This is a genomic window from Mesorhizobium sp. UC74_2, assembly GCF_042701485.1.
Classification (GTDB): domain Bacteria; phylum Pseudomonadota; class Alphaproteobacteria; order Rhizobiales; family Rhizobiaceae; genus Mesorhizobium.
Genome location: NZ_CP170562.1, coordinates 4,894,020 through 4,915,870, shown reverse-complemented (window position 1 = coordinate 4,915,870; position 21,851 = coordinate 4,894,020). Strand labels below are relative to the sequence as shown.

14 protein-coding genes and 1 pseudogene are annotated in these 21,851 nt (G+C 64.9%); 4 read left to right on the top strand and 11 right to left on the bottom strand.

What is annotated here, in order from left to right; translation table 11 throughout:
* Window positions 1-173: 173 nt before the first annotated feature.
* From ACFJIU_RS23800 to ACFJIU_RS23760, 9 genes are all read right to left on the bottom strand, one after another.
* On the bottom strand, window positions 174-1,241 hold the full coding sequence (locus ACFJIU_RS23800) for a toprim domain-containing protein (protein WP_379064174.1): 1,068 nt from the start codon (window positions 1,239-1,241) through the stop codon (window positions 174-176).
* The gene (locus ACFJIU_RS23795) at window positions 1,242-5,582 is read right to left on the bottom strand and encodes a strawberry notch-like NTP hydrolase domain-containing protein (RefSeq protein WP_379064172.1); all 4,341 of its coding nucleotides are present in this window, start codon (window positions 5,580-5,582) and stop codon (window positions 1,242-1,244) included.
* A gap of 158 nt (window positions 5,583-5,740) precedes the next feature.
* Window positions 5,741-6,385, bottom strand: coding sequence for an antitoxin of toxin-antitoxin stability system (locus tag ACFJIU_RS23790; RefSeq protein ID WP_379064170.1), 645 nt, complete (start codon window positions 6,383-6,385; stop codon window positions 5,741-5,743).
* Window positions 6,378-6,794 carry a hypothetical protein gene (locus ACFJIU_RS23785; RefSeq protein ID WP_379064168.1) on the bottom strand — a complete coding sequence of 139 codons (417 nt, stop codon included), beginning with the start codon at window positions 6,792-6,794 and terminating at the stop codon, window positions 6,378-6,380. Before ACFJIU_RS23785 ends, ACFJIU_RS23790 begins: the two co-directional genes overlap by 8 nt.
* A 69-nt stretch (window positions 6,795-6,863) precedes the next feature.
* Window positions 6,864-7,421, bottom strand: coding sequence for a hypothetical protein (locus ACFJIU_RS23780; RefSeq protein ID WP_379064166.1), 558 nt, complete (start codon window positions 7,419-7,421; stop codon window positions 6,864-6,866).
* Window positions 7,422-7,574: 153 nt separating this feature from the next.
* Window positions 7,575-9,740, bottom strand: coding sequence for a chromosome partitioning protein ParB (locus ACFJIU_RS23775; RefSeq protein WP_379064165.1), 2,166 nt, complete (start codon window positions 9,738-9,740; stop codon window positions 7,575-7,577).
* Window positions 9,741-9,873: 133 nt separating this feature from the next.
* Window positions 9,874-10,050, bottom strand: coding sequence for a hypothetical protein (locus ACFJIU_RS23770; protein ID WP_379064163.1), 177 nt, complete (start codon window positions 10,048-10,050; stop codon window positions 9,874-9,876).
* A 241-nt stretch (window positions 10,051-10,291) separates the two neighbouring features.
* A complete protein-coding gene (locus ACFJIU_RS23765; protein WP_379064161.1) occupies window positions 10,292-11,065 on the bottom strand; it encodes a hypothetical protein in 774 nt (257 codons plus the stop codon).
* Window positions 11,065-12,018 (bottom strand): ArdC family protein, encoded by a 954-nt coding sequence (locus ACFJIU_RS23760; protein WP_379064159.1) that lies wholly within the window; start codon window positions 12,016-12,018, stop codon window positions 11,065-11,067. The genes ACFJIU_RS23765 and ACFJIU_RS23760 overlap by 1 nt, the downstream gene beginning before the upstream one ends.
* Window positions 12,019-12,279: 261 nt before the next feature.
* On the opposite strand from ACFJIU_RS23760, the gene ACFJIU_RS23755 reads away from it, so the two are divergent.
* The 4 genes and pseudogenes from ACFJIU_RS23755 (at window position 12,280) to ACFJIU_RS23740 (ending at window position 19,287) form a co-directional block, all read left to right on the top strand.
* On the top strand, window positions 12,280-13,500 hold the full coding sequence (locus ACFJIU_RS23755; RefSeq protein ID WP_379064157.1) for an ATP-binding protein: 1,221 nt from the start codon (window positions 12,280-12,282) through the stop codon (window positions 13,498-13,500).
* 65 nt (window positions 13,501-13,565) lie between these two features.
* A pseudogene (locus tag ACFJIU_RS23750) lies at window positions 13,566-14,347 on the top strand (DUF1837 domain-containing protein).
* A complete protein-coding gene (locus tag ACFJIU_RS23745; protein WP_379064155.1) occupies window positions 14,334-17,837 on the top strand; it encodes a DEAD/DEAH box helicase in 3,504 nt (1,167 codons plus the stop codon). The pseudogene ACFJIU_RS23750 and the gene ACFJIU_RS23745 overlap by 14 nt, the downstream one beginning before the upstream one ends.
* Window positions 17,838-17,964: 127 nt before the next feature.
* Entirely contained in the window at window positions 17,965-19,287 is a 1,323-nt protein-coding gene (locus ACFJIU_RS23740; RefSeq protein ID WP_379064153.1) for a hypothetical protein, read from the top strand.
* Window positions 19,288-19,345: 58 nt separating this feature from the next.
* Here ACFJIU_RS23740 and ACFJIU_RS23735 read toward each other — a convergent pair whose 3' ends face one another.
* Together ACFJIU_RS23735 and ACFJIU_RS23730 are read right to left on the bottom strand one after the other, a co-directional pair.
* On the bottom strand, window positions 19,346-20,701 hold the full coding sequence (locus tag ACFJIU_RS23735) for a tyrosine-type recombinase/integrase (protein WP_379064151.1): 1,356 nt from the start codon (window positions 20,699-20,701) through the stop codon (window positions 19,346-19,348).
* Between the two features lie 454 nt (window positions 20,702-21,155).
* Window positions 21,156-21,725, bottom strand: a complete 570-nt coding sequence (locus tag ACFJIU_RS23730; RefSeq protein ID WP_379064149.1) for a dihydrofolate reductase family protein — start codon at window positions 21,723-21,725, stop codon at window positions 21,156-21,158.
* Between the last annotated feature and the right edge of the window lie 126 nt (window positions 21,726-21,851).

The following is a 21,851-nucleotide window of genomic DNA, read 5'->3' as shown; positions in this document are numbered from 1 at the left end:
CTTGGGGCGCGGCGGAAAATCGTCGGCAACCGGCATTGCCTGTCCGGCACGGCTGACGCCCCGATCGCCCTCTCAGAAGGCCGTGGGCGTGGCCTCCCCGCGCCGGAGGTAGACCGCCATGGCTGAACCGGCCCCGCGATACCGCGTTGCCGCTACCACCTGACCGTGAGCGATCAGGCTGCCAGCAGCTTGAAGCGGGCTATGTCCTGCGAGACGATTTGATCCCGCAGCCGTGCCGCCAATGCGTCGTGGCCGAGCAGCCTGAGATCTTCGTTGAAGTCGCCGAGCCGTGGCGTGAGCACGACCGTCTCGATCCCGACCGCGCTCGCACGCTCCGTCAGGGTCGCCATCGCTCCGTCGCCGGCCGGATCGTTGTCGCGGGCGATATAGAGCCGCCGCAGCGTCTTCGGGAACAGGATGGCGCTGAGATGGGCCGCCGAGAGCGCCGCCTGTGCCGGCATCATGGGCAGAACCGAGCGGACGGACAGCACCGTTTCGATGCCTTCGCCGGCCGTCATCACTTCGCACCCCACGCCGAAGCGGACGGCGTTCCCAAGGAGATCACCCATCGCACGCCGGGGCGTCTCGATCGGCGCACGGCCAAGACGCGCCTCGCTGAAGCCGTCGGGATCGAGCCAGGTGCGGTGCGCGCCCGTAATAGTGCCGGCGGGGTCGGTGACGGCGGCGACCATTGCCGGCCAGGTCTCGGTCGGGGCGTTCTCGTCGGCCCGATAATAGCAGCGGGGGTGGAAGCGCAGCGCGCCGGTTTCGTGCAAAGCCGTAATGGCGCGGCCCCGCAAATACGCTTCCACGAGCGTCCGCCCGATGGGCTTCGCCATGGCCAGGAGCCGCCGTGCCGCTTCGGGCGAACCTGTCGGCGCCGATGCCGGTCGCCAGTCGCGATCACCGGGTTCGGGTTCGGGTTCGGGATGCGGCAGGGCCAAGAAGGACCGGGCCTCGTCGGCAATGTCCTTGAAGTCGATCAGCCTGCAGCTTTCGCGGATGACGTCGAGAAGATCGCCATGTTCGCCCGTGGCGGAATCGGTCCATTTGCCGGCTGCGCCCTTGCCGGTTTCAGGCCCGGTCAGTCGGACGAACATGGACCGGCCCGGCGTGTTGCGGACGTCGCCGACCTGCCAGTATCGCCCGGCGCGATGGCCGGACGACAGATAGTGACGGCAAACCGCCTCGGCCTTCCGGCCGAGACGGATCGCGAGTTCGCCAGCGTCGAGACGGGCCATCTACGCCGCCTCCCGTTCGCCGATGCGCTCGACCGGCCAGCGTTCGAGCAGCTTTGCGAGCACGACCGGCCCGTTGGCATCGACCGGCACGAACATCCTGAGCTTCCACGAGATGATCTCGTGGAACAGGCCATAGGCCGACAGGCGCTCGCGCATGGTGTCGGTGAAGCCCGAGAGTTCGATACGGTTCGCACCCATGACGCGAGCGCGCCGAAGCTGAAGGCCCTCAGTGAGATCGAGGATCGTGCGGCCGTCCATCAGCGCCATGAAGGCGTCATCGGGCGCGAGCGCGGTCGTGCCGGTCGTGGTCGCGTTGGCGGCCCAGGCCGGAGAGACCTTGCGGCCGATGATGCGCTCACCGTCATCGGTCTGAAGGCGATACACCCGTGTCGATTCATTCGGCAGGCGCTTCCAGATGGGGAGCAGCAAGCCGGTGACGACGTGGATCGTGCTGTCGGCAAACTCCGGCACCTCCGCGATCTCGGCATTCCAGGCGGCGGCGAAACCATCCTGATCGGTTTCGATCCAGTGCGTTTCGGCCATGGCCTTGAGGGGAATGTTATGTCCCTCCATTGGCCGCAGCAGCCGCACCCGCCGCTCGATCTCGCCATCGTCGAGCATGATGCTCGTCGTCGGCACCTGCACGGCGACGCGGCCGGAACGCTCGTTGACGAGCAGCTTCGCGCGCCGGTCATCGAGATAGCCAAGAGCGGCGGCGAGCGTCAGCGGACGATTGCGCTCGCGCTGCGTGATGGTGAGCAACCGCGTCTCGGCGCCGGTGCCGGGATGGACATAGATGGTCTTGCGGTCGGTGACGATGAACCGCTCGGCGGTCAGCGTCTCCAGCCCGGCGTCATAGGTGCCGCTGGCGATGGCGCCCTCAATGCGCGCCGTCAGCAATTGCTCGAAGGCCGTGAAGAGGACGCCCTGAAGCTCGATGGTGAGCGCCAGCAGCCGATTCAGGAAAGTCGTGATCGGCGGCAGCTCGTCCTTGATGCCGGTCGAGTCCATCAGCTTCAGGCCGGTGGCGGACTCGAAGCGGTCGAGCGAGCAGCCCTCGACCTTACCGCGCACCAGCAGCATGTAGAGCTGGCGCAGCGCATCGCGCGCATAGGGGCTTTCCAGATTGTCCTCGGGGCGGAACAGACCTTGCCCGCCCGTCTGGCGCTGGCCGCGCGTGATCGCGCCCAGCGTGTCGAGGCGACGGGCGATGGTCGAGAGGAAGCGCTTCTCGGCCTTCACGTCCGTCGCGATCGGGCGGAATAGCGGCGGCTGCGCCTGGTTGGTGCGGTGCGTGCGGCCGAGGCCCTGGATGGCGGCATCGGCCTTCCAGCCTGGTTCGAGCAGATAGTGGACGCGCAGGCGCGTGTTCCGCGCCGAGAGTTCGGCATGATAGCTGCGCCCGGTGCCGCCCGCGTCGGAGAAGATCAGGACGCGTTTGGTGTCGTCCATGAACGCCTGAGTCTCGGCGAGATTGGCCGAGGCCGCGCGGTTCTCGACCACGAGGCGGTCGATACCGCCCGGACTGCGCTTCCTGACGATGCGGCGCGAGCGGCCCGTCACCTCGGCCACCATGTCGGTGCCGAAGTGCTGGACGATCTGGTCGAGCGCGCCGGGGACGGCCGGCAAGCTCGCCAGTGTCTCGATCAGTTCGGTGCGACGGGCGACGGCCTCGCGGCTTTCGACGGGCTGGCCGTCGCGCATGACCGGACGGGAGGAGACCTTGCCGTCGCTGTCGGTGAAGGGCTCGTAGAGCTGAACGGGGAAGCTGGTTTCGAGATAGGACAGGACATATTCGCGCGGCGTGATGTCCGCCCGAATATCTTTCCATTCCTCGGTCGGGATGTCCGCCAGGCGCCGTTCGGTCAGCGCCTCGCCGGTCGAGACGATCTGGGTCACGGCGGCATGGCCGTTTTCGAGATCGGTTGTGATCGACCGGATCAGGGTCGGCGTTTTCATGCTGGTGAGCAGATGGCCGAAGAAGCGCTGCTTGGCGGACTCGAAGGCCGAGCGTGCGGCGGACTTGGCCTGCTTGTTCAGGGTGCCCGACGATCCGGTGATGTTGGCGACCTCCATCGCCGCGTCGAGATTGTTATGGATAATGGCGAAGGCCCCGGCATAGGCGTCGTAGATGCGGGTCTGCTCGGGCGTCAGCGCGTGCTCGACCAGCTCGTATTCCACGCCGTCGAAGGAGAGCGAGCGGGCGGTGTAGAGGCCGAGCGCGCGCAGGTCACGGGCCAGCACCTCCATCGCCGCGACGCCGCCGGCTTCGATCGCCTCGACAAATTCGGCCCTGGTCGAGAACGGGAAATCCTCGCCGCCCCAGAGGCCGAGCCGCTGGGCATAGGCGAGATTGTGGACGGAGGTGGCGCCGGTCGCAGAGACATAGGTGATGCGGGCGTTCGCAAGCGCGTGCTGGAGGCGAAGCCCGGCGCGGCCCTGCTGGGAGGCAGCGACATCGCCCCGTTCACCCTTGCCACCGGCGGCATTCTGCATCGCGTGCGCCTCGTCGAAAATGATCGCTCCATCGAAATCGGAGCCCAACCATTCAACGATCTGCTTGACGCGCGATAGCTTCTCGCCACGGTCGTCGGAGCGCAGCGTGGCGTAGGTTGTAAATAGGACGCCTTCGGGAAGCGTGATCGGCCGCCCCTGCGGGAAGCGTGACAGAGGCGTGACCAGCAGGCGCTCCATGCCGAGCGCGGACCAGTCGCGTTGCGCGTCCTCCAGCAGCTTGTCGGATTTGGAAATCCAGACCGCCTTGCGCCGGCCTTGCAGCCAATTGTCGAGGATGATCGCGGCGGACTGGCGGCCTTTGCCGACGCCCGTGCCATCGCCGATGAAGAAGCCGCGCCGGAAGCGCACGGCCTTCTCGGCATCGTCACGCGCGGCGGAAACGAGATCGAACGTCTCGTCCACGGTCCATGCTCCGGCGAGATAGTCCGAATGGGCCTCGCCGGCATAGACCAGCGTTTCGAGCTGGGCGTCGGACAGAAGCTCGCGGATGTTTGCGGGGAGTTGCGGGCGGTAGCTCGGCTTGGGCGGCGCGACGCTCGCCATCGCCGCCGACTGCACGAGCTTGGTCGGATGAGCCTGAGAACCGGAAATACGGATCGCCTGCAATCCGTATTCTTCATAGATGGCGTCGGAGATGCGGCCATCGCCATCGGCCGCTGCCTCGGCATCGATGATCTCATAGTCAAGTGCGACGCCTTCAGGCTCGACCAAAGGTGCTGCGGGCGCGGTCCTGGCGGCACGGTTGAGATAGCCGCGCATGCTGCGCGCGGCGGCGGGCGCAGCGGCCGGAACGATGACGGACGGATCGACTGGCAGGCGCGGGGGAAGATGCGCGCCGATCCACTCCATGAGCGTCGCGGCGTCCGGCGCGATCCCCGGCGAGGCCGGAAACACCGTGGGATCGTCGGCGGGCAGCTTGTCGACGACGGTGAGCCGCGTGGCGAAGGTCGTGCCATGCTTGGCATAGACCGCGCCGTCGATCCCGGCGGAGAACACGACGCGGCCGCGTTCCTGTAGGCAGGCGAAAGCGGTGGTCCAGGCCGGGGTTTCCGGGCCGAAATTCGCGCCGGTGATCGTGACGAGACGGCCGCCGGGTGCCAGGCGCGCGAGTGCCGAGGCGACATGGCGGAACGCGGCGTCGGCCACGCGGCCCTCGACATGGACCATCGCCGAGAAAGGCGGGTTCATCAGCACGACGGAGGGCACGGCAGCGGCCTCGAGATGATCGTCGATCTGGGCCGCGTCGAAGCGGGTGACGGGAATAGCCGGGAAGAGAGAGGAGAGCAGCGCGGCGCGCGTGTCGGCCAGCTCGTTCAGCACGAGCGAGCCGCCGGCGATCTCGGCGAGGATCGCCAGCAGCCCGGTCCCAGCAGAGGGCTCCAGCACGCGGTCGGCGGGCGTGATCGCGGCCGCGGTCGCGGCGACCAGACCGAGTGGGATCGGTGTCGAAAATTGCTGGAGGGCCTGGCTTTCCTGCGAACGGCGGGTGTGCGTCGGCAGAAGTCCGACGATCTTGCCGAGCAGCGGGAGTGCTGCGACCGGAGAACCGGCTTTGCGGAAAAGCGCCTTTCCGTATTTACGCAGGAAGAGAACGGTTGCGACCTCACACGCCTCATAGGCGGTTTTCCAGTCCCAGAGGCCGGTCGCGTCGGAGCCGCCGAAGGCCGCCTCCATGGCGCCGCGCAGGGCGACGGCATCGACACGCGCGCCGCGTTCGAGATGCGGCAGGATCAGGACGGCGGCAGCGTGGACGGCGGCGGAATCGTCGGACGCGACGAGCGGCGTCGCCGGCAGCGTATCGGTAAGGGGAAGCAGAGCGTTCATCGGGAAGTCCTCGGGAGAGCGGAAACGGGCAAGCCCGCCGGCGCTCTCTCTCGGACCGGACGGGCTCGAACCCGTCCCGGCCACTCTCTCCCTCTACGCCATGGCGATAGCCGACATGAAACAAGCGCCCGGCCGTGCGGCGGGGCGCTTGTCGAAGGTCAGCCGAACCGACGTCCGGTTGCGGTGAACGTGTATTGGTTGGCGGCGATCGTCTCGTCTACGGCCGCGTCCGAACTGAGGTATTCGTATTCTCGTTCGAGCTGCCGGTAGAGCCAGCGGGCGAGATCGCGCAGCGCCTCGATCACGGCATCCTCGGCATCGGCGGTCATGTCCTGCCAGGTCGGGCTATCGCGCTCGACCGAGATCGCCATGCAATATTCATGGCTATAGCGGCCGCGATGGCTGACATCGGCGTGGAGCTGATAGAAGTTGCGGCGCTGGATCGCGAGCAGATCATCGGCGATCTCGTGCAGGCGCGTGTCCTTCGGCGCGTAGCTACGAATTGCGCGGGTGGCGTTTTTCCGAAAGGCGTAGAACGCCTGATAGCTGGCGCCGTCGCCCTGCGACCAGAAGCCGGTGAATGAAATCTGCGGCTCCTGCCGGGTGCCGCCGCCCATGAGGCGAACGGGCCGGGTTTTGAGGCAGATGCCGAGGATTGCCGCGATGCGCTGGAAATCCTCGAAGACGGAATCATACCAGTCGTAGTCGAAGCCGCCTTCGCGATACCAGGCGCGGGCGTTGTCCTTGGCGGCGTCGGAAAGCTCGTCGAGCCGATAGACGGTTGTTTCGATGATCTCAGGCATCGGGATCGCCTCCGTCGAGAACTCGGGCAAGCCAGCCGTCCGTATAGGTCCAGGCGATGGTCTCGCCGGTGGCGAGATCGAGGACATGCGCGCCGCCGCCGAAGCCGTCGAGGCGCGGCTTCGAGCAGCTGTTGGCATATTGGAAGCCCCAGCGACCGGAGAGGCTGAACGCCTCCGCGCACCGCTGGACAAACTGGACGACATGCGCGGGATCGCCGGTGGTGTCATCGCGCATCCAGAGTTGCGTGCCGCCATGCTCGGGTACGATCGACAGGAGGAAGCCTTCCGATGGTGGGTCTTCGGCGGCGTTCTCTGCGGCGAGCGTGTTGTAGAGATCGAGCGTGCGAGCGGCATTGTCGGGCGTGCCGACGTCGAGCAGGCAAGAAAAGTGGGTGAAATAATCGGCCATGACAGGCTCCTGAAACGACGAAACCCGGCGCATGGCCGGGTCGAATGGATGAAACAGCGTGGCGGAAAGTCAGGCGGCGAGCGGCAATCGCAGAAGTTCGACGGCCGTTTCGCGCCAGAGTGCATCGACCAGCCGCGCCTCAAGCTGGCTCGCGCGGTAGCGATAGTCGCGAGCCGGGCCATGCTCGCCGCGACCGGCTGCGGCGAAGGCCGCGCCGCGCAGCTTGCTGGCCTCGGTCACGATCTGGCGTGCCTCGGAGTCGGATGCGACCGGCTGCTGCCAGAGGATCAGACCGGCCCGGATCGTTCCGGCGAGAACCAGGCCCTGATCGCAGTCCTGAATGACCACGATGCGCGGGCGGAAGCGCGGCATGTCGTCGGTCCCGATGCGGACGTCGCCGCCTGCGATGCGGCTGCTGGCGACGGACATGGCCTCTTCGGGCGACGGGCATTCGCCGATGACGACGATATGGTCGACACCACCGGCTTCATCGATGCCGTCATAGCTGGCGGTGCCTATGCAGGAGATCCGCAACGGCAATTTCTGTGCGCGCTGCAGGGTCGGGAGGACGTGGCGGGCGAGAATGGCGCCGATCGGGGCGACGCGGGATTGGCGGGAAAGAGTCATGGGTCTACTCCGCGACAGGCGGCGGAAGACTCTCCTCCACCTCGTAACCCGTCACGGCCAGGCCGTCCGGCCTCTGCCTCTCTCCACTCCTGGAAGGCGGCCGTGGCGAGCATGAAAAATGCGCCCCACCGGATGATGGGGCGCATGTTTCGATCATTCGGCCGCGACGAGAACGGCGTGCTCGTCTTCGGTTTCGGTGGCTTCGTCCTCGTCGCCATCGCCTGCCAGGAAGTCCGGCAGGACCTCGCCGTCACCGGCATCGCCGGTGTCCGCGGCGTCACCGTCGAGTTCGGCCAGGCGCAGCGGCTCGGGCAGCCAGCCGGTCTCGGCAAGCAGGCGCTCGGCTTCCTTCGCCATGTCGCCCTTCTTCAGATGGCTGATGAGCTGAGCGGCGCGCTCGCCCGCACCTTCGCGGACAGCTTCGAGGATGCGGGGCTTGGTGACGCGGCCGAGATAGTTGTCGACCGTCGGCCTCCAGCCGCCATCGGCCACCATGTCGAAGCCGGTGGCACGGGCGATGCGATCGGCACCGGAGAGGCGACGATCAAGGCCGAACTGCGAGACGCCGGAACCGCTGTGGGGGTTCGGCCGCTCGTGGAGGGCGTTGACGCCATAGCTGACGCAATGAGCCAGCAGCGCCATCCGGCTCGCCTCGTCGAGCGCGGCGATCCAGTCCCAGAGCGCACCTTCGTCGGAAGGAACGTCGGCCTTCCAGGCGGCGAAGCGGTCGTCGATGGCCTTGGCCGAGGGCGTGTCGCTGAGATCGCTGCCCTGCACACCGAAATGCTGCAGGCGCACGGAGATCTCCATGCAGCCGGTCGGCGCCGAATAGTGATAACGCTGCATGACAAGGCGGTGCAGGAGCGCCGTCATCGCGACATGCGGGTTGTTGGCGAGCGCATCGTGGAGCGCGAGCGTGCGATGCGCGGTGAGTTCGATCACCAGCCTTTCGGGAAGCGGCTTGATGCCGTCATCCTCGTCGTCCTCCGCATCGACCGGCTCGCCGCCGATGGTGATGACGGCCCGCTGGACGCCGGGCTGGGCCGCGACCACGCTGCCTTCGGACTCGCCATCGCCGGCATCCTCCTCGCCGTCGACGGCGACGGGCGCTTCATCCTCGGGACGGACATAGCCGCGGGCAACGACAAGCTCGCCGGCACGGTCGATGCTGATGAAGACGCCCGCGCGGGCGATCTCGGCAGCGTCATAGATCGCCGGACGTTTCTCGAAGGCGCTCAGCGCGGCCTCGATCTTGCCGAGGCGCGCGTCGATCTCGTCGGGCAGCTCATCGTAATCGGCATGTTCCGCCTCGAGCCGCTCATATTCCTCGCGCAGCGTCTCGCGGGTGGCGCGCTCCTCCTCGGTCAGATCGGGGAACGTGGCGGTCAGGACGCGAAGGCCGCGATCATGGCCGTAGGGCAGATCGGTATCGACCTCGATCCACTTCCAGCCCTCGGCCGCGACTTCATCGGCGATGCCCTTCAGCTTGTCGGAGACCAGCCGGTCGAGCAGCTCGGGATTTTCCAGCCAGCCTTCGTCCTCGTCGGAGAAGAGATCGCGCAGCATCACGCCGCCGGCCTGTTCATAGGCTTCGATGCCGATGAACTGCGCGCGCTTGTCATCGGTCGGCACCGTCGTCTCGGTCAGCAGATCGCGAGCATACCAGGGCTGGCGGTTGTGAGAACGCTGGATCGCCTCCCAGACCTGCTCCTGACGGGCATAATCCGGGTTGACGGTGAACGCCTCCAGCATCGCCAGCGTCATCTCGGCGCGCGCATAGGCGTCCATGAGGGACGGCGCGACGCGGGCAAGGCGCAGACGCTGGGCGATATAGCGCGGCGTGGTGCGATAGGCGTCGGCGACTTCCTCCTTCGACATGCCGCCTTCGACCATGCGCTTGAACGCCTTGAACTGGTCGAGCGGATGCAGCGCCAGCCGGATGACGTTCTCGGCGTAGGAATCGTCGACGGCCGAGGTCTTTGCATTGGCCTTCTTGACGAGGCAGGGAACGAGACCGTCAGCCGGGAAACGACCCGCCACGACCAGGCGGGCGATAGCACGGTAGCGCCGGCCGCCGGCCGGGGTCTCGAAATCGCCGGTCTCGGCGCCGGCATCATCGAGGATGGCGCGGACATTGAGGCCCATCACGAGGTCTTCGCGGCGGTCGATGTCCTGGGTCAGCTCATCGAGGCCCTGTTCGACGTCGATCTCGCGGACATTGCTGTCCGACAACCTGATGCGGTTGAACGGAATGTCGCGCGTGCGCGAAAACTCGATCATCGCGACGGCAGGGTTCTTCTTGCGGGCAGCTTTAGCCATGGTCTTTACTCCACGACGGGCGCCGAGAGCCTCTCTCTCGATCCTAACCCGTCATGAAATCCTCATCCCCTCTCTCCCTCTATCGGCGGTGTGGCTGCCGGGACACCAACCGGCAGAGCGCCACGGCTGCGCCTCATGCTCCTTCGGTTTCCGGGGTCTCGCCGCCTTCGAGATCGAGCGTTTCCTGAAGATAACGCGAAGGCGTCTTCTCCTCCGGTCCCTGCCAGGCGATCCGGCCGTTCCGCCAGATCGTGACGAAGCCGCGCCGACAGGGCGCGGCGGTCGGGGTTTCGGCTCGAAATTGAGGCAACCGAACTCGGCGGTCGTCGCCGAGAAGGCGGTGGAGGATCGGCCATCAAGAAGCACACGGTCGCATGTGCCGGACGGCCGCTTGACGCGCTTTCGCGAAAGGCCGAGCCGGAACATCTCGTAGGCACGCTGTTCGTTCTCCGGCGGCGCGTGCCAGTGGATGCAGTTCTTGCACTGGCCGCGCTCATGGCGAACGGGCGGGTCGAGCGGCGGCCCGCCGTTGTGACCTGATCCGGGCCTGCTCATGGCCGGACACCTCCGGCGATAGTGACGGGGACGATTCGCTGGACGGTGACGGGCCGCGTCTCGGCGGTCCGCGCGAGCCGCTCGATCAACGCCACATCGGCATCCGAACATTGCCCGCGCACCTCAATTTCAACGCGATGATCGGCGTGATGAAGATGGGAATCGCGGAGGCGATGGTCGGACGCGGCGTAGAAACCCGCGCCTTGGTCGATGGGACGCACCCGCTCGTTGAGGAACAGGATGCCCGAACCGAGATTGCCGCAGAACAGCCGCTCGTCGCTGTCGAGCCTGTTCGGGCCACCCGCGACCTTGCGCTTGCCGATCTGGCGGAAGGCGTCGTGGAAGCTCGACGGATTGCGGGTGATGCGAGCCGAACACTCCTGATGAAAGACCCATGGAGGCCGGTAGGGATCAAGCTTGCCGACCGCGATCTGATGCAGGAAATCGGCGAAGCTCGCCGGATCGGCGGGATATGGGCAGGTCCGCCAGATCTCGCGGACGCGGGCGCGCAGCGGATTGGGCAGCGCAAAGAGCCGGGCACGGCCTTTCCGCCACCAGGCCGCGCGCTGATCGCGACGGTCGCGTTCGTACTCGTCCCACCAGATGGCGCGGCGAGCCATTTCCTCATCGACGCCATGCTGCATGGCGGCGATGTCATCGGCAAAGAGCGGCAGGGCCTCGCGTTCGAGACGCTGCTTGCGATGGAACGCCGCGCGCTTGCGCGAGGTGTCCAGGTAGGGTTCGGGGCGATGCCAGCGGCGGAAACGCATCAGGCGGCCCTCCGCATATCGCCGGTGTCGGGAAGATGCTCGGCGTCCGGTTGGAAGGACAGCAGCCAGTCCGCCGCCTTGCTGGCCTGCGAGGCAGCGCGGACGATGGCGCGATTGTCCTCGCGCAGCACATCCAGCCAGGAGCCAATATAATCAGCATGGCGCACGGTCGGGACGATTCCGAGCGAGGCGCAGCAAAAGGCCGAGATCAGCTCGGCCGTGATTTCCTCGACCGAATAGAGCTTCGAGCCGAAGGAGCCGGAGAGGTTTCGGTTCAGCCGGTGCGCTGCGCCGCTGGCGTGACCGAGTTCATGGAGCGCCGTCCGATGCCAGTTGATTGGCTCGAAATAGGCGGCCGGCGGCGGCACCTGCACATAGTCGAGCGACGGCACGTAGAACGCCCTGTTGCCGCCGATGCGGAAGTCGATGCTAGTCGCCTTGATGAGCGCCTCGACCTGGGGCTCGATCATGCCGGGCGGCGGCGGTGGTGCGGCCGCCTCGATGTCTTCGGGCAGACCGTCGCATTGCGTTGTATTGAAGACCGTGAAGCGTTTCAGGAACGGAATCGCCTGCGCTTCCTCGCCGGCCTTGAAGGCGCGGCGCTTCTCGTCCTCCGGCGTGAAGCGGTCGGCATAGACGACGGTGGTGCCGCGTTCGCCCTTGCGGACATGGCCGCCGAGCGACAGCGCTTGGCGAAAGGTGAGCCAGCCCTGGCCGGGGAAACCATGTTCGATGACGGCGCCCCAGAGGATCAGGACGTTGATGCCGCTATAGCTGCGCGAGGTCGCGGCGTTTCGCGGCAAGCCGAGCGGAGCCTTCGCCGCCGAGGTGCCCGAGGGCTGGACCCACGGCACGCGGCCGGCTTCCAGCTCGGCAATGATCTTGTCGGTGATTTCGTCATAGAGGTTCGCCCGGTCGGCGCCGGTGCGAGGGGTGCGGTCATATCTGGACATCGCGGTTCTCCGCGACGGGCGCCGGAAGACTCTCTTCCGGTCCTCAACCCGTCACGGAAAACCCGTCCGCACTCTCACTCTACAGGGGGCGTTGCGGGGTCTCCCCGCTGAAGGGGTCGGCCGAGACCTTGGGCTCGGCCGCAGGGGAAGGCCTTCCCCTTCAAGCCTCCCAGATTGCGGTCCAATCACTCCCAATTAGCGGATCATTGACTCCCAAACAGCCGGGCCCAATAATCCCGATTAGCTGGATTCGGAGCTGGTATGTTCGGACGGTTTGTAGAGCGACGGGCGGAAGAAGCCCTTTCGGATACCCCGGTGGTCCTCATCGTGGGGCCGCGACGGGCGGGCAAGACCACGCTCGTCCGCAAGATGGGCGACGCCGGCCGAACCTATATCACGCTGGACGATCAGACGGTTCTCGCGGCGGCCCAATCCGATCCGGCCGGCTTCATCAGGGGAACGGACCAGGCCATCATCGACGAGATCCAGCGCGCGCCCGACCTGCTGCTGGCGATCAAGAAGACGATCGACGAGGACTATCGGCCTGGACGATTCCTGCTGACGGGATCGGCAAACGTGCTGACCCTGCCGCGGATCGCCGACAGCCTGGCCGGACGGATGGAGACCATCCAGATGCTGCCGCTGGCCAGGGCCGAGATCGAAGGCCGGACGCCGACTTTCCTCGAGCGCCTTTTCGAGGGAAAGCCCCAAAGCCAGCGGGACGCGATCGTCGGTGACGATCTGGTTCAACTCGTCCTGGTCGGAGGGTTTCCGGAGGCGATCAGTCGCGACAATGAGCGACGGCGACAGGACTGGTTACGCTCCTATCTCACGTCGATCCTGACGCGCGATCTGCGCGACATCGCCGACGTGGAGAAACTGACCGAGCTTCCGAAGTTCGTGCGGCTACTGGCCGAGCACTCGGGACAGTTGGTCAATTATTCGCAGTTCGCCGCCGGCATCAACGTCACCCACAAGACGGGGCAGCGTTATGTCGGACTGCTCGAACAGGTGTTCCTGATCACGACAGTGCAGCCGTGGTTCACCAACGCGCTGAAGCGCATCGTCAAGACGCCCAAGCTGCACTTTCTCGACTCCGGCTTGTTGGCGACCGTGCGCGGGCTCACCTTCGACAGGGTGAAGGCCGATCGCAGCACATTCGGCGCGCTCTTGGAAAGCTTCGTCTTCTCGGAAGTGCTGAAGCTGATGAGCGCCTCGGATCTGCGACTGACGCCGCATCATTTCCGGGACCGGGACATGCGCGAGGTGGATATCGTACTTGAGCGCGATGAGGGCATGATCGTCGGGATCGAGGTGAAGGCGAGCGCCACGGTAAAGGCCGGCGACTTCGCCGGCCTTCGGGCACTGGCCGAGGCGTGCGGGGATCGCTTTGCCTTCGGTGTCGTCCTTTATGACAGCGCAGACGTCGTGCCGTTCGGCGACCGGCTGGCGGCGGCGCCACTGTCGTGTCTGTGGAATTGAGCGCATGCGCAGAGATCACCAACTGATCGAACTGTGCAGCGCAATGATGGTAGCGGGGGGACGGCGTGGGATTGTATGAGAGGTGGTGCGACGCCACCAAAGAAAAGACAAGCGCAAACGCTACTGGACTTATATCGAGAAGGATGGCGGCCGCGACGAGATTCGCGAAGACCTCACCGAGACGATCCGCTCACATTACGACCGGCTCGAACGCATCGCCGAGGACGTGGCTCGGCTCGGATACAAGGTCGCCGCCAAGATCCTCAGCGAGGCCATGCCCCAGACGCCCAGCGGCCGCTCCGGTGATCTCGGCGAGATTCTCGCTACCGAGTTAGTCGAGGAAGAGATCGGCCTGCGCGTCCCAGTGCGCCGCCTCCGCTACAAGGACGGCCGCAACATGGCCATGCGCGGCGACGACTTCATCGGCGCCGGTTACGGGGGGGCCGATGAGAAGCTCTGGCTCCTGAAAGGCGAAGCTAAGAGCAATAAGGTACTCGGCAAGGCCACGGTCACGAGCGCCCGCAAAGTGCTCGACCGCGACAATGGCCGCTGCACGCCCGATTCCCTGCTGTTCGTCGCCAACCGCCTGTTGGAAAGCAACGACCCCGACGACAACACGCTGGGCCGCAGCCTCCGTGACGAGGTGGGCCTAAAATCCCTTCGCGCCGATCGCATCGACCATATGCTCTTCACAGTGTCGGGCAACGGTCCGCATGCTTCGCTCAAGGAGGACCTCGACGCCACGGGGACCAATCGTGACCACTACGTCGTGAACATCCACGTCGAAGATCACCAGGACTTCATCGCGGCCATGTACCAGGAGGCGGAAGACCTTGGAGACAATTGACGAACTGACCGCGTTCCTGACTGCCGCGACCGTCGACGGCATCCTCGGACGCCTGCTCTATCGTGGCGCCGCCTGGTCGCTGATGCGCGAGGAAGGCGTGCTGCCGGCGAATGCACCGCCTCTCGGCGCGACGATCGAAACCGATCTTGCCGAGCACGGCTTCGCCTTGCTTCGGGGAGCGATGGCACTGCGCGCTCAGGCCGGTGCGTCGGATCTGACCAGCAAGGCGTTCGAGCGCGCCGCCAATGCCTTCGAAGCCTTGGTGCGCAATGGCGATCCGGAGTCGGCTGATCGCGGTTTCCGCCGCACGATCGCCGCTGCGGCTTACCACCTGGCCGGCTTTTCGGCCGTCGCCTATTCGCTCTTTAACGAGGTTGCGGACGATCTCAATGCTTCGCCGGGCGAAACGGCGATCCGGCACCTTATCCTACGCGATCTCGGCCAGTTGCGCGGCTTCGTTCGCGAATGGTTGGACGACGAGGCGCACGGCGATGAGCAGATCGGCGAGGTGCTGATGGGCGAAGACCGCGACATCGATGAGGCGCTGTCGACCATCCTCAACACGACGATCTGCCGGGCTCTGGCGCATTTTGATTTCGCACTCGAGACGGGCGAACCCGAGCCGATCGAGACCGCACGGGCGTTACTCGCCACCGCGGTCAGCCTGTCAGACAACGCGGAAAATGTTCCGCTGTGGTGGATATCGAACCTCTGCCGCCATCTGATCGACGATCTTTGGCAGCATTCGCTGCACCAGAATCTGCCGACCGAGCCGCCAGAGGGGACGGAGGAAAAATACCCGGACCTACGCCGACTGTTCATCTCGTCGCTTTACGCCCGCAAGACGTCCGAGGTGGAGCTATGGCCATCGCAGCGCGAAGCGGCCCAGCGTTCAACAGATGTCACTGACGATCTGGTCGTCGCTTTGCCAACCAGCGCCGGCAAGACGCGGGTGGCTGAGATCGCCGCACTGATGACCCTGTCATCGGCGCGCCGGGTGTTGATCGTCACGCCGCTGCGCGCCTTGTCGGCGCAGACTGAGCGATCTTTCAGAAAGACCTTCGCGCCCCTCGGCTTCAGCGTCTCCTCGCTTTACGGCGCCAGCGGCCTTTCGGCCGGCGATGAAGACGCCTTGCGCTCCCGCGAAATCATCATCGCGACGCCCGAGAAGCTCGACTTCGCGCTAAGAAGCGACCCGTCACTGATCGATGATGTCGGCCTGATCGTCCTCGACGAAGGCCACATGATCGGCCCGACAGAGCGCGAAATCCGGTACGAGACGCTGGTGCAACGCCTGCTTCGGCGCGCGGACGCGGGCGAACGCCGGATTGTCTGCCTCTCCGCGATTCTGCCTAGCGGCGACGAACTCGACGATCTCACCGCATGGATACGCTCCGACGAGCCGGGCGAGCCAGTGCGTTCCGACTGGCGCCCTACGCGGCAGCGGTTCGGCGTACTCACCTGGCGGGGCAAGGACGCGCTGCTTCGGCTCGACCTCGACGACGATGGCCCGTTCCTCGACAAATTCGTCGTGCAGAAACCGGCGCGTGGGAAAGAGAAGAAGCCCTATCCGCGCAAGAACTCGCACCTCGCCATGTTCGCGGCATGGGAATTCGCCGGCCAGGGCAAGCGGACCCTGATCTTTTCCACGCAGGCGAATTGGGTCGAGAGCTACGGCAAACAAGTCGTGGACCTTTGCAAGCGCGGCTATCTGGACTCGCTGCTGGAGGATGAGGCGTCGATCGCCCGCGCTCTGGAGGTTGGAAAGGAATGGCTGGGCGAAGACCATCCCGCCGTTGCCTGCCTGAAGGCGGGCGTTGCCATCCACCACGGCCGGCTGCCGAGCCCGTTTCTGCGCGAGCTGGAAGCCCTGTTGTCCGAGGGTATCCTGAAAGTCATCGTCGCGTCGCCGACGCTATCGCAGGGCCTCAACCTCAACGCCGCGGTCCTGTTGGTGCCAGCGCTGTATCGGGCGTCCGAGAAGATCAAAGGCGAGGAGTTCGCGAACGTCGCCGGCCGCGCCGGGCGCGCCTTCGTGGACGTCGAAGGCCTCATCGTCCACGTCATGTTCGACAAGATTGACTGGCGAAAGAAGGAGTGGCGAAAGCTGGTCGCCTCCGCCAAGGCCCGCACGCTGAAGAGCGGCCTCATCCAGATTGTCGCCGAGATCCTTGAGCGCCTGTCCCGTGAAGGTGTCCTGGATCGCGACGACGCTTGGGAATATCTCGCCAATGCCCGCGAAGCCTGGCGATCGCCCGAGGAGGAAGCCGCGGTCGCCGAGCGCCTGGCGGCCGGTGCGGAGTACGACGCTGATGGCGACGACGATGAAGGCGGCGGTGATGACGAAGAGGAGACCGTTGACGAGGAGCCGCTTTCGCAAATCGTCGAACGACTCGATGCGACCGTGTTCGGTCTGATCGAAGCACTCGATTCCGATCGCGCCGACCTGCCGAAGCTCTTGGACGAGGCGCTCAAGGGATCGCTCTGGGCGCGCCAGATCGCCCGCGAGGACGAGGACGTCGCCCCGTTGCACAGGAAGGTGTTCGAGGCGCGCGCCGATCTCATCTGGAAGACCACCACGGCGCAGGCACGACGCGGACATTTCGCCATGGGTGTCGGGCTTGAAGCTGGCCTCACCATCGACGCCATGGCCGACGAGCTGGCCGAACTCATCGACCGGGCAGACGAAGCGGCTTTGAGCGGCGACATCGACGTGCTTGTCGATGCGCTCGGCGGTCTCGGTGAGCGTCTACTGTTCATGCGGCCCTTCATTCCCGACAAGGCCAATGCGCTGCCGGCGAATTGGAAGGCCATCCTGCGGAGTTGGGTGTCTGGCGATGATGTCGCCAAGATCGGACCGCAGAACATGCGGGCGGTCGAAGAGGCTTTCACCTATCGCTTGGTCTGGGCGTTGGAAGCTATCCGTACCCGCCGCATGTCCCTCGGCTGGTCGCCGGAGAAGGTGGCGGGCGGCGCCGCAGCGGCGGTCGAAACCGGCGTCCCGCAATTCATGATGTCGATGCTAATCCGCGCGGGCCTTCCGTCACGGCGCGCGGCCATGGCGGCGATCGAGGATGCCGAGCCAGTCTTCGTCACACCCGCCGAGATGCGGGCCTGGCTCGAATCCGACGAGATCACAGCCTACACGGACGCCGGCGACTGGCCGACGCCCGACACGGCCGCGCTCTGGGCGCGGTTCCGAACCGAAGCCCTCAGCGGCGGCATCCAGAAGTGGTCTGTCGAACATTACAAGCGCCTGCTCGATAGCGCGGCCGCCCCACGTGCTGGCCTTTATCGGATCGTCACTGACGAGGGCGATGGGCGGACTTGGCTGGCCACGCCCGACTATCAGCGAGTCGCCGCGTTCAAGAAGCCGGCTGTCGATCCCAAGCCCAGCCTCTTTTCAGGCCGTTTGCCGGGCGACACGAGGCTAGTGGAAGCCTTGCGTGTCGGCCGCGGAAAGCTGCGCTGGCCGACAGCCGATGCGTAAAGGGAGACCATAGCCTTGCTCCACGCTTGGATTGGCGACCAGAAACGCGCGCCCATCGCGAAGGGAGCGTGCGTGACCTGCCACGACTTGCTCGCTGCCGTCATGTCGGCGGAGAAGGAAACAGGCCGTGGCAGATGACCTTCATGGGCTTCTCGCCGGATTTCTGCAGGCGATGACCCACTCCCAGCTGAGTGAGGAGCCGCAGCGGATCGCGGGATTGGTCGTGCCTAACGCGGAGGGTCTCTCAAAGCGGCAGCGCATCGACCTGACGCTAGCGAACCTTACACGAGAGGAACTGGCGCGTTTTGCGCTTAAGTTCGCCGCTCATCGTGGCGACATCGCCCTCGACGAAGCGAGCCGTAAGGTCATCGAGGCAAACGACCCGCCTCTGACCCACATCACACGACGAGATGTCGCGCGTGCCTTCGGAGATGACCTCGCCGGCGAGCGCAGCACGGTGGAGATGGTCGGACGCTATTTCCCTCTCTCCACGCCGCTTGAAGGCTTCCTCGGAAGCAGCGGTCGCAGCCTACGCGATCAGATCGCTCAGCATATGGATCGCAATCCCGGCGACTGGTCGGTGGAATATCTGTTTGGTGAAATCGGCGCATTCGACTGCTCCAGAGCCAGGTTTGGTGCATTGCTCGAAGAAGCCGTTCACCCCCTTTCCAGGTCGGGAGACGAGCAGGCGCAGATGGTCGCCGCCCTGAACAACATCCTTGCACGCGACGACTACGAGCTGGCGCAGGAAGGCGAACTTTCTGGTCACCCGATCTTCGGCTTCCGCCCTCTGGTGCGCGGAGTCGGTGGTCGCCCCAAGAACTTGATCTTTGCCTCGCGAGGACCGAAGCCGGAGATCGGCTTCGCCGACGCGATCAACAACGACATCGTGATTCTATCAGGCGAAGAGAGCTGCCTGGTCTACGACCGGCCGATCGGCTCGAACGGCCTTCTCTGGTCCGAACTTGTCGCTTGGTGGAGCGATTTCACACCAGGAACCAATGCAGCAAATCTCGGAGCGCGCCTCCAAGAATCCTTGGCCTCGGACGCCGAACGCAAGCTCTTCGCCACATACTTCAAGACCTATCGATCAGTCTTGGGCGAGGCTCTGCCGGCCCTCCTGCCGCAGGTCTATCTTCACTATGACCCAGCCGTCGTGAAAACCCTACGTCATCGTCTGCCTCTTCCACGTCAGCGCATGGATTTTCTGCTGCTTCTCCCTGGGCGACAACGCATCGTGCTGGAGGTCGATGGAAAGCACCACTTCTCGGAGAACGACCATCCGTCACTGAAGGTCTATGCAGACATGGTGTCGGCTGACCGTGAGTTGCGCCTTGCCGGATATGAGGTCTACCGGTTTGGAGCGAATGAACTAGTCGGCGATGGCGCTGAACCGAAGATCGCCGATTTCTTCGAAAAGCTTTTTCGACTGCATCGCGTCCGGCAATGAAGTGCTCACCGATACGCTAAGCCCCGACGGACTTTGGCTCCTTAACACCATCAGTAGATTAGGCGGCAAGCCGCGGCTCTTCGGCTTCGTTCGCCGGCTCTCCCACCGCTTTGGTCAGGAAGAGGTCGAGCGCAGCTCGGCGAGAGTCACGATCCAGTGCGTAGGCCGTCTGCTTGAATTCGATCCCCTCGAGCAGCCCTTGGATGTAGCCGGAGATCGTATCGGCGGCCATGATTAGGGCGGTGTCGAGCGTGTGAATATATTTGCTCGTCACCGAGCCCTTGGAGTGGCCGACCAGCGCCGCGATCGTCATCTCGGTGAAGCCGAGGTCGTTGGCGATGCTGGCAAAGCTGTGACGCAGGACGTGCGGCGTGACGTCGGCGAGCGGGCTGTCTTTGAATATCTGTTCCCAATGGTTTGGGAAGCTGCCGAAGGCATTGTCCTCGCCCTGGCCGGGGAAGACATAGGTGCCCGTGGCGGTCTTGCGGCGCTCCTCCAGGAAATCGACGACGGGAAGCCCGATGGGGCGAATGGACTCGCCTTCCTTGCTGTCCACAAGGCGCATGCAACTCGCATCGGTATCGGCCTCGATCCACATTAGCGAAATCATTTCCGAGCGGCGGCAGCCGGTGAGCGCGATCTGCCGAATAATCTCGACCGTCATTGCATACTTTTCGTTTTCTGCGGCCTTCACGAGCATCTCGCCTAGGGTGCGGTACTCCGCCTCTGTCAGCCGGCGATTCCGGACATTGTCCTTGGGCTTCTTGATGCCGTGCGCTGGATTGCTCTCGATGATGCCGGCGTCCACGGCATAGGTGAGGATGCCGCCAAGCAGACCGACCGTTCGAGTCGCCGTGCCCGCGCCGCCGCGCACGATGGCCTTGCCGCGCAACTTCTTCGTCTTGACGGCGACGCGTGTCTTGCCGGCCATGATGTCCTTCAAGACCTTGTTGATGTCGGCCTTGGTGAGATCCTTGACCCGGCGCGCACCGATCAGTGGAATGATGTGCCGCTCGATGCGACCAGTGTCGGTGACGATGGTGGTCGGCTTTTTCGGCCGCCCGCCTTTGCCCAAGATGAGGCCGGCGTTCAGGTCAGCGGTGTAGAGAGCGCAAAGCTCCTTGACAGTGATGGCCTTGTGATCGAGCTGGCGTTCTTCGGAAGGGTTGTCGCCGCGCGCGACGCGCCCCAGCTGGACTTTCGCCTCCTGCCGGGCTGTCTCCGGCGTCCATACGCCATGCAGACCGATGGTATAGCGTCGCGTGCGTCCGGCGGCGCGATATTGAATGAGATAGCTGCGCTTGCCGGACGCGAACACGCGGAGACCGAAGCCGGGCAGTTCGTCGTCCCAGACGAAATAGTCCTTCTCGCGAACATCGGCAGCGTCCACGATTCGTTTGGTCAGCTTTGCCATGAGGGGTTCCCCTCGCTGATGAGGGGCTGTTTCCGCGGAAGCACCACGGAAGCAACCGGATGGATATCAGAGCGAAATTCTGGATAGACAGTTCGGCATGAAAATCCGAATTGTCTAGGCGTTTCAGATAGATATCGCATTGTAGCGTGCCCTGTCGTGCATTTAGGATAGACAGGCTAAATTGCTCCGAAGGCAGGGGTCACAGGTTCGAATCCTGTCGGGTGCGCCAGCTTTCCTCTGATCTGATCCTGCCGTATCGGCTCTGCCGGGCATTGACGAGCCTGTCCTGTCGATTGCGGTTTCCGATCTGCCTCATTTCATCGCCGGCTTGGCCGCATCGGCACTTGCCGGCGATCTCACCATGGCCTGATCGTACTCCATACATATCGGAACCAGCGCGATCATGGTCCATGATCGCGCGGCGCCGTTTCCCGGGTCTTGTCGAGGCGGTGAGCTACGCGTTGACGTATCGCAGCAGGGTGATGCCGTCGCCGAACTGTTCGTTCTCGACCAGCGCCAGCCTCTGCGCGTGGTTTTCGGGAAACAGGCGGATGCCGCGCCCGAGGACGGTCGGGTACACCATCAGGCGGTATTCGTCGATCAGGCCATGAGGGGCCAGATGATGGACGATCGAGGCGCTCCCGTAGATCAGGATGTCACCCTTCGCCTCGGTCTTGATGGATTTCGCCGCCTCGATGAGATCGCCGGCGATCAGCGTGGAATTGTTCCAGCCGGCGGTTTTCAGCGTCGTGCTGGCCACGAACTTGGGCATGGCGTTGATGCGCGCGGCGAAGCCTTCGGGATCGTTGACCGTTGGCCAGACCGCCGCAAAGCCGTCATAGGTCACGCGGCCCAGGATCAGCGCTTCGGCATCCATCAGCTCCTGATGTTTGAACCGGTCCCCCTTGGGTCCGCGGCTGAAGGGGCCGGTCCAGTCGCCAAGGCCTGAGCCTTCCATGCCGACGGGATCCTGGATGACGCCGTCGACGGAAATGTATTGGGTCGTGATGATCTTGTTGGTCATGATCGTCTCCTGTTGGATGTGGGCAAGAGCTACGATGACCTGGGGGCCGGGTCTTGAAAGAAAGCGACAGCGAGGTCTCCCCGCCCGGCGAGCTGGGTGCACTCTTTGCAGCCTGTCGGCGGACGG

What these genes read in the sequence shown, in the direction of transcription:
- ACFJIU_RS23785 (WP_379064168.1), bottom strand. Translation starts at nt 6,794, where the DNA reads ATGGCCGATTATTTCACCCACTTTTCTTGCCTGCTCGACGTCGGCACG.
- ACFJIU_RS23730 (WP_379064149.1), bottom strand. Translation starts at nt 21,725, where the DNA reads ATGACCAACAAGATCATCACGACCCAATACATTTCCGTCGACGGCGTC.
- ACFJIU_RS23790 (WP_379064170.1), bottom strand. Translation starts at nt 6,385, where the DNA reads ATGCCTGAGATCATCGAAACAACCGTCTATCGGCTCGACGAGCTTTCC.
- ACFJIU_RS23775 (WP_379064165.1), bottom strand. Translation starts at nt 9,740, where the DNA reads ATGGCTAAAGCTGCCCGCAAGAAGAACCCTGCCGTCGCGATGATCGAG.
- ACFJIU_RS23800 (WP_379064174.1), bottom strand. Translation starts at nt 1,241, where the DNA reads ATGGCCCGTCTCGACGCTGGCGAACTCGCGATCCGTCTCGGCCGGAAG.
- ACFJIU_RS23760 (WP_379064159.1), bottom strand. Translation starts at nt 12,018, where the DNA reads ATGTCCAGATATGACCGCACCCCTCGCACCGGCGCCGACCGGGCGAAC.
- ACFJIU_RS23735 (WP_379064151.1), bottom strand. Translation starts at nt 20,701, where the DNA reads ATGGCAAAGCTGACCAAACGAATCGTGGACGCTGCCGATGTTCGCGAG.
- ACFJIU_RS23780 (WP_379064166.1), bottom strand. Translation starts at nt 7,421, where the DNA reads ATGACTCTTTCCCGCCAATCCCGCGTCGCCCCGATCGGCGCCATTCTC.
- ACFJIU_RS23765 (WP_379064161.1), bottom strand. Translation starts at nt 11,065, where the DNA reads ATGCGTTTCCGCCGCTGGCATCGCCCCGAACCCTACCTGGACACCTCG.
- ACFJIU_RS23795 (WP_379064172.1), bottom strand. Translation starts at nt 5,582, where the DNA reads ATGAACGCTCTGCTTCCCCTTACCGATACGCTGCCGGCGACGCCGCTC.
- ACFJIU_RS23755 (WP_379064157.1), top strand. Translation starts at nt 12,280, where the DNA reads ATGTTCGGACGGTTTGTAGAGCGACGGGCGGAAGAAGCCCTTTCGGAT.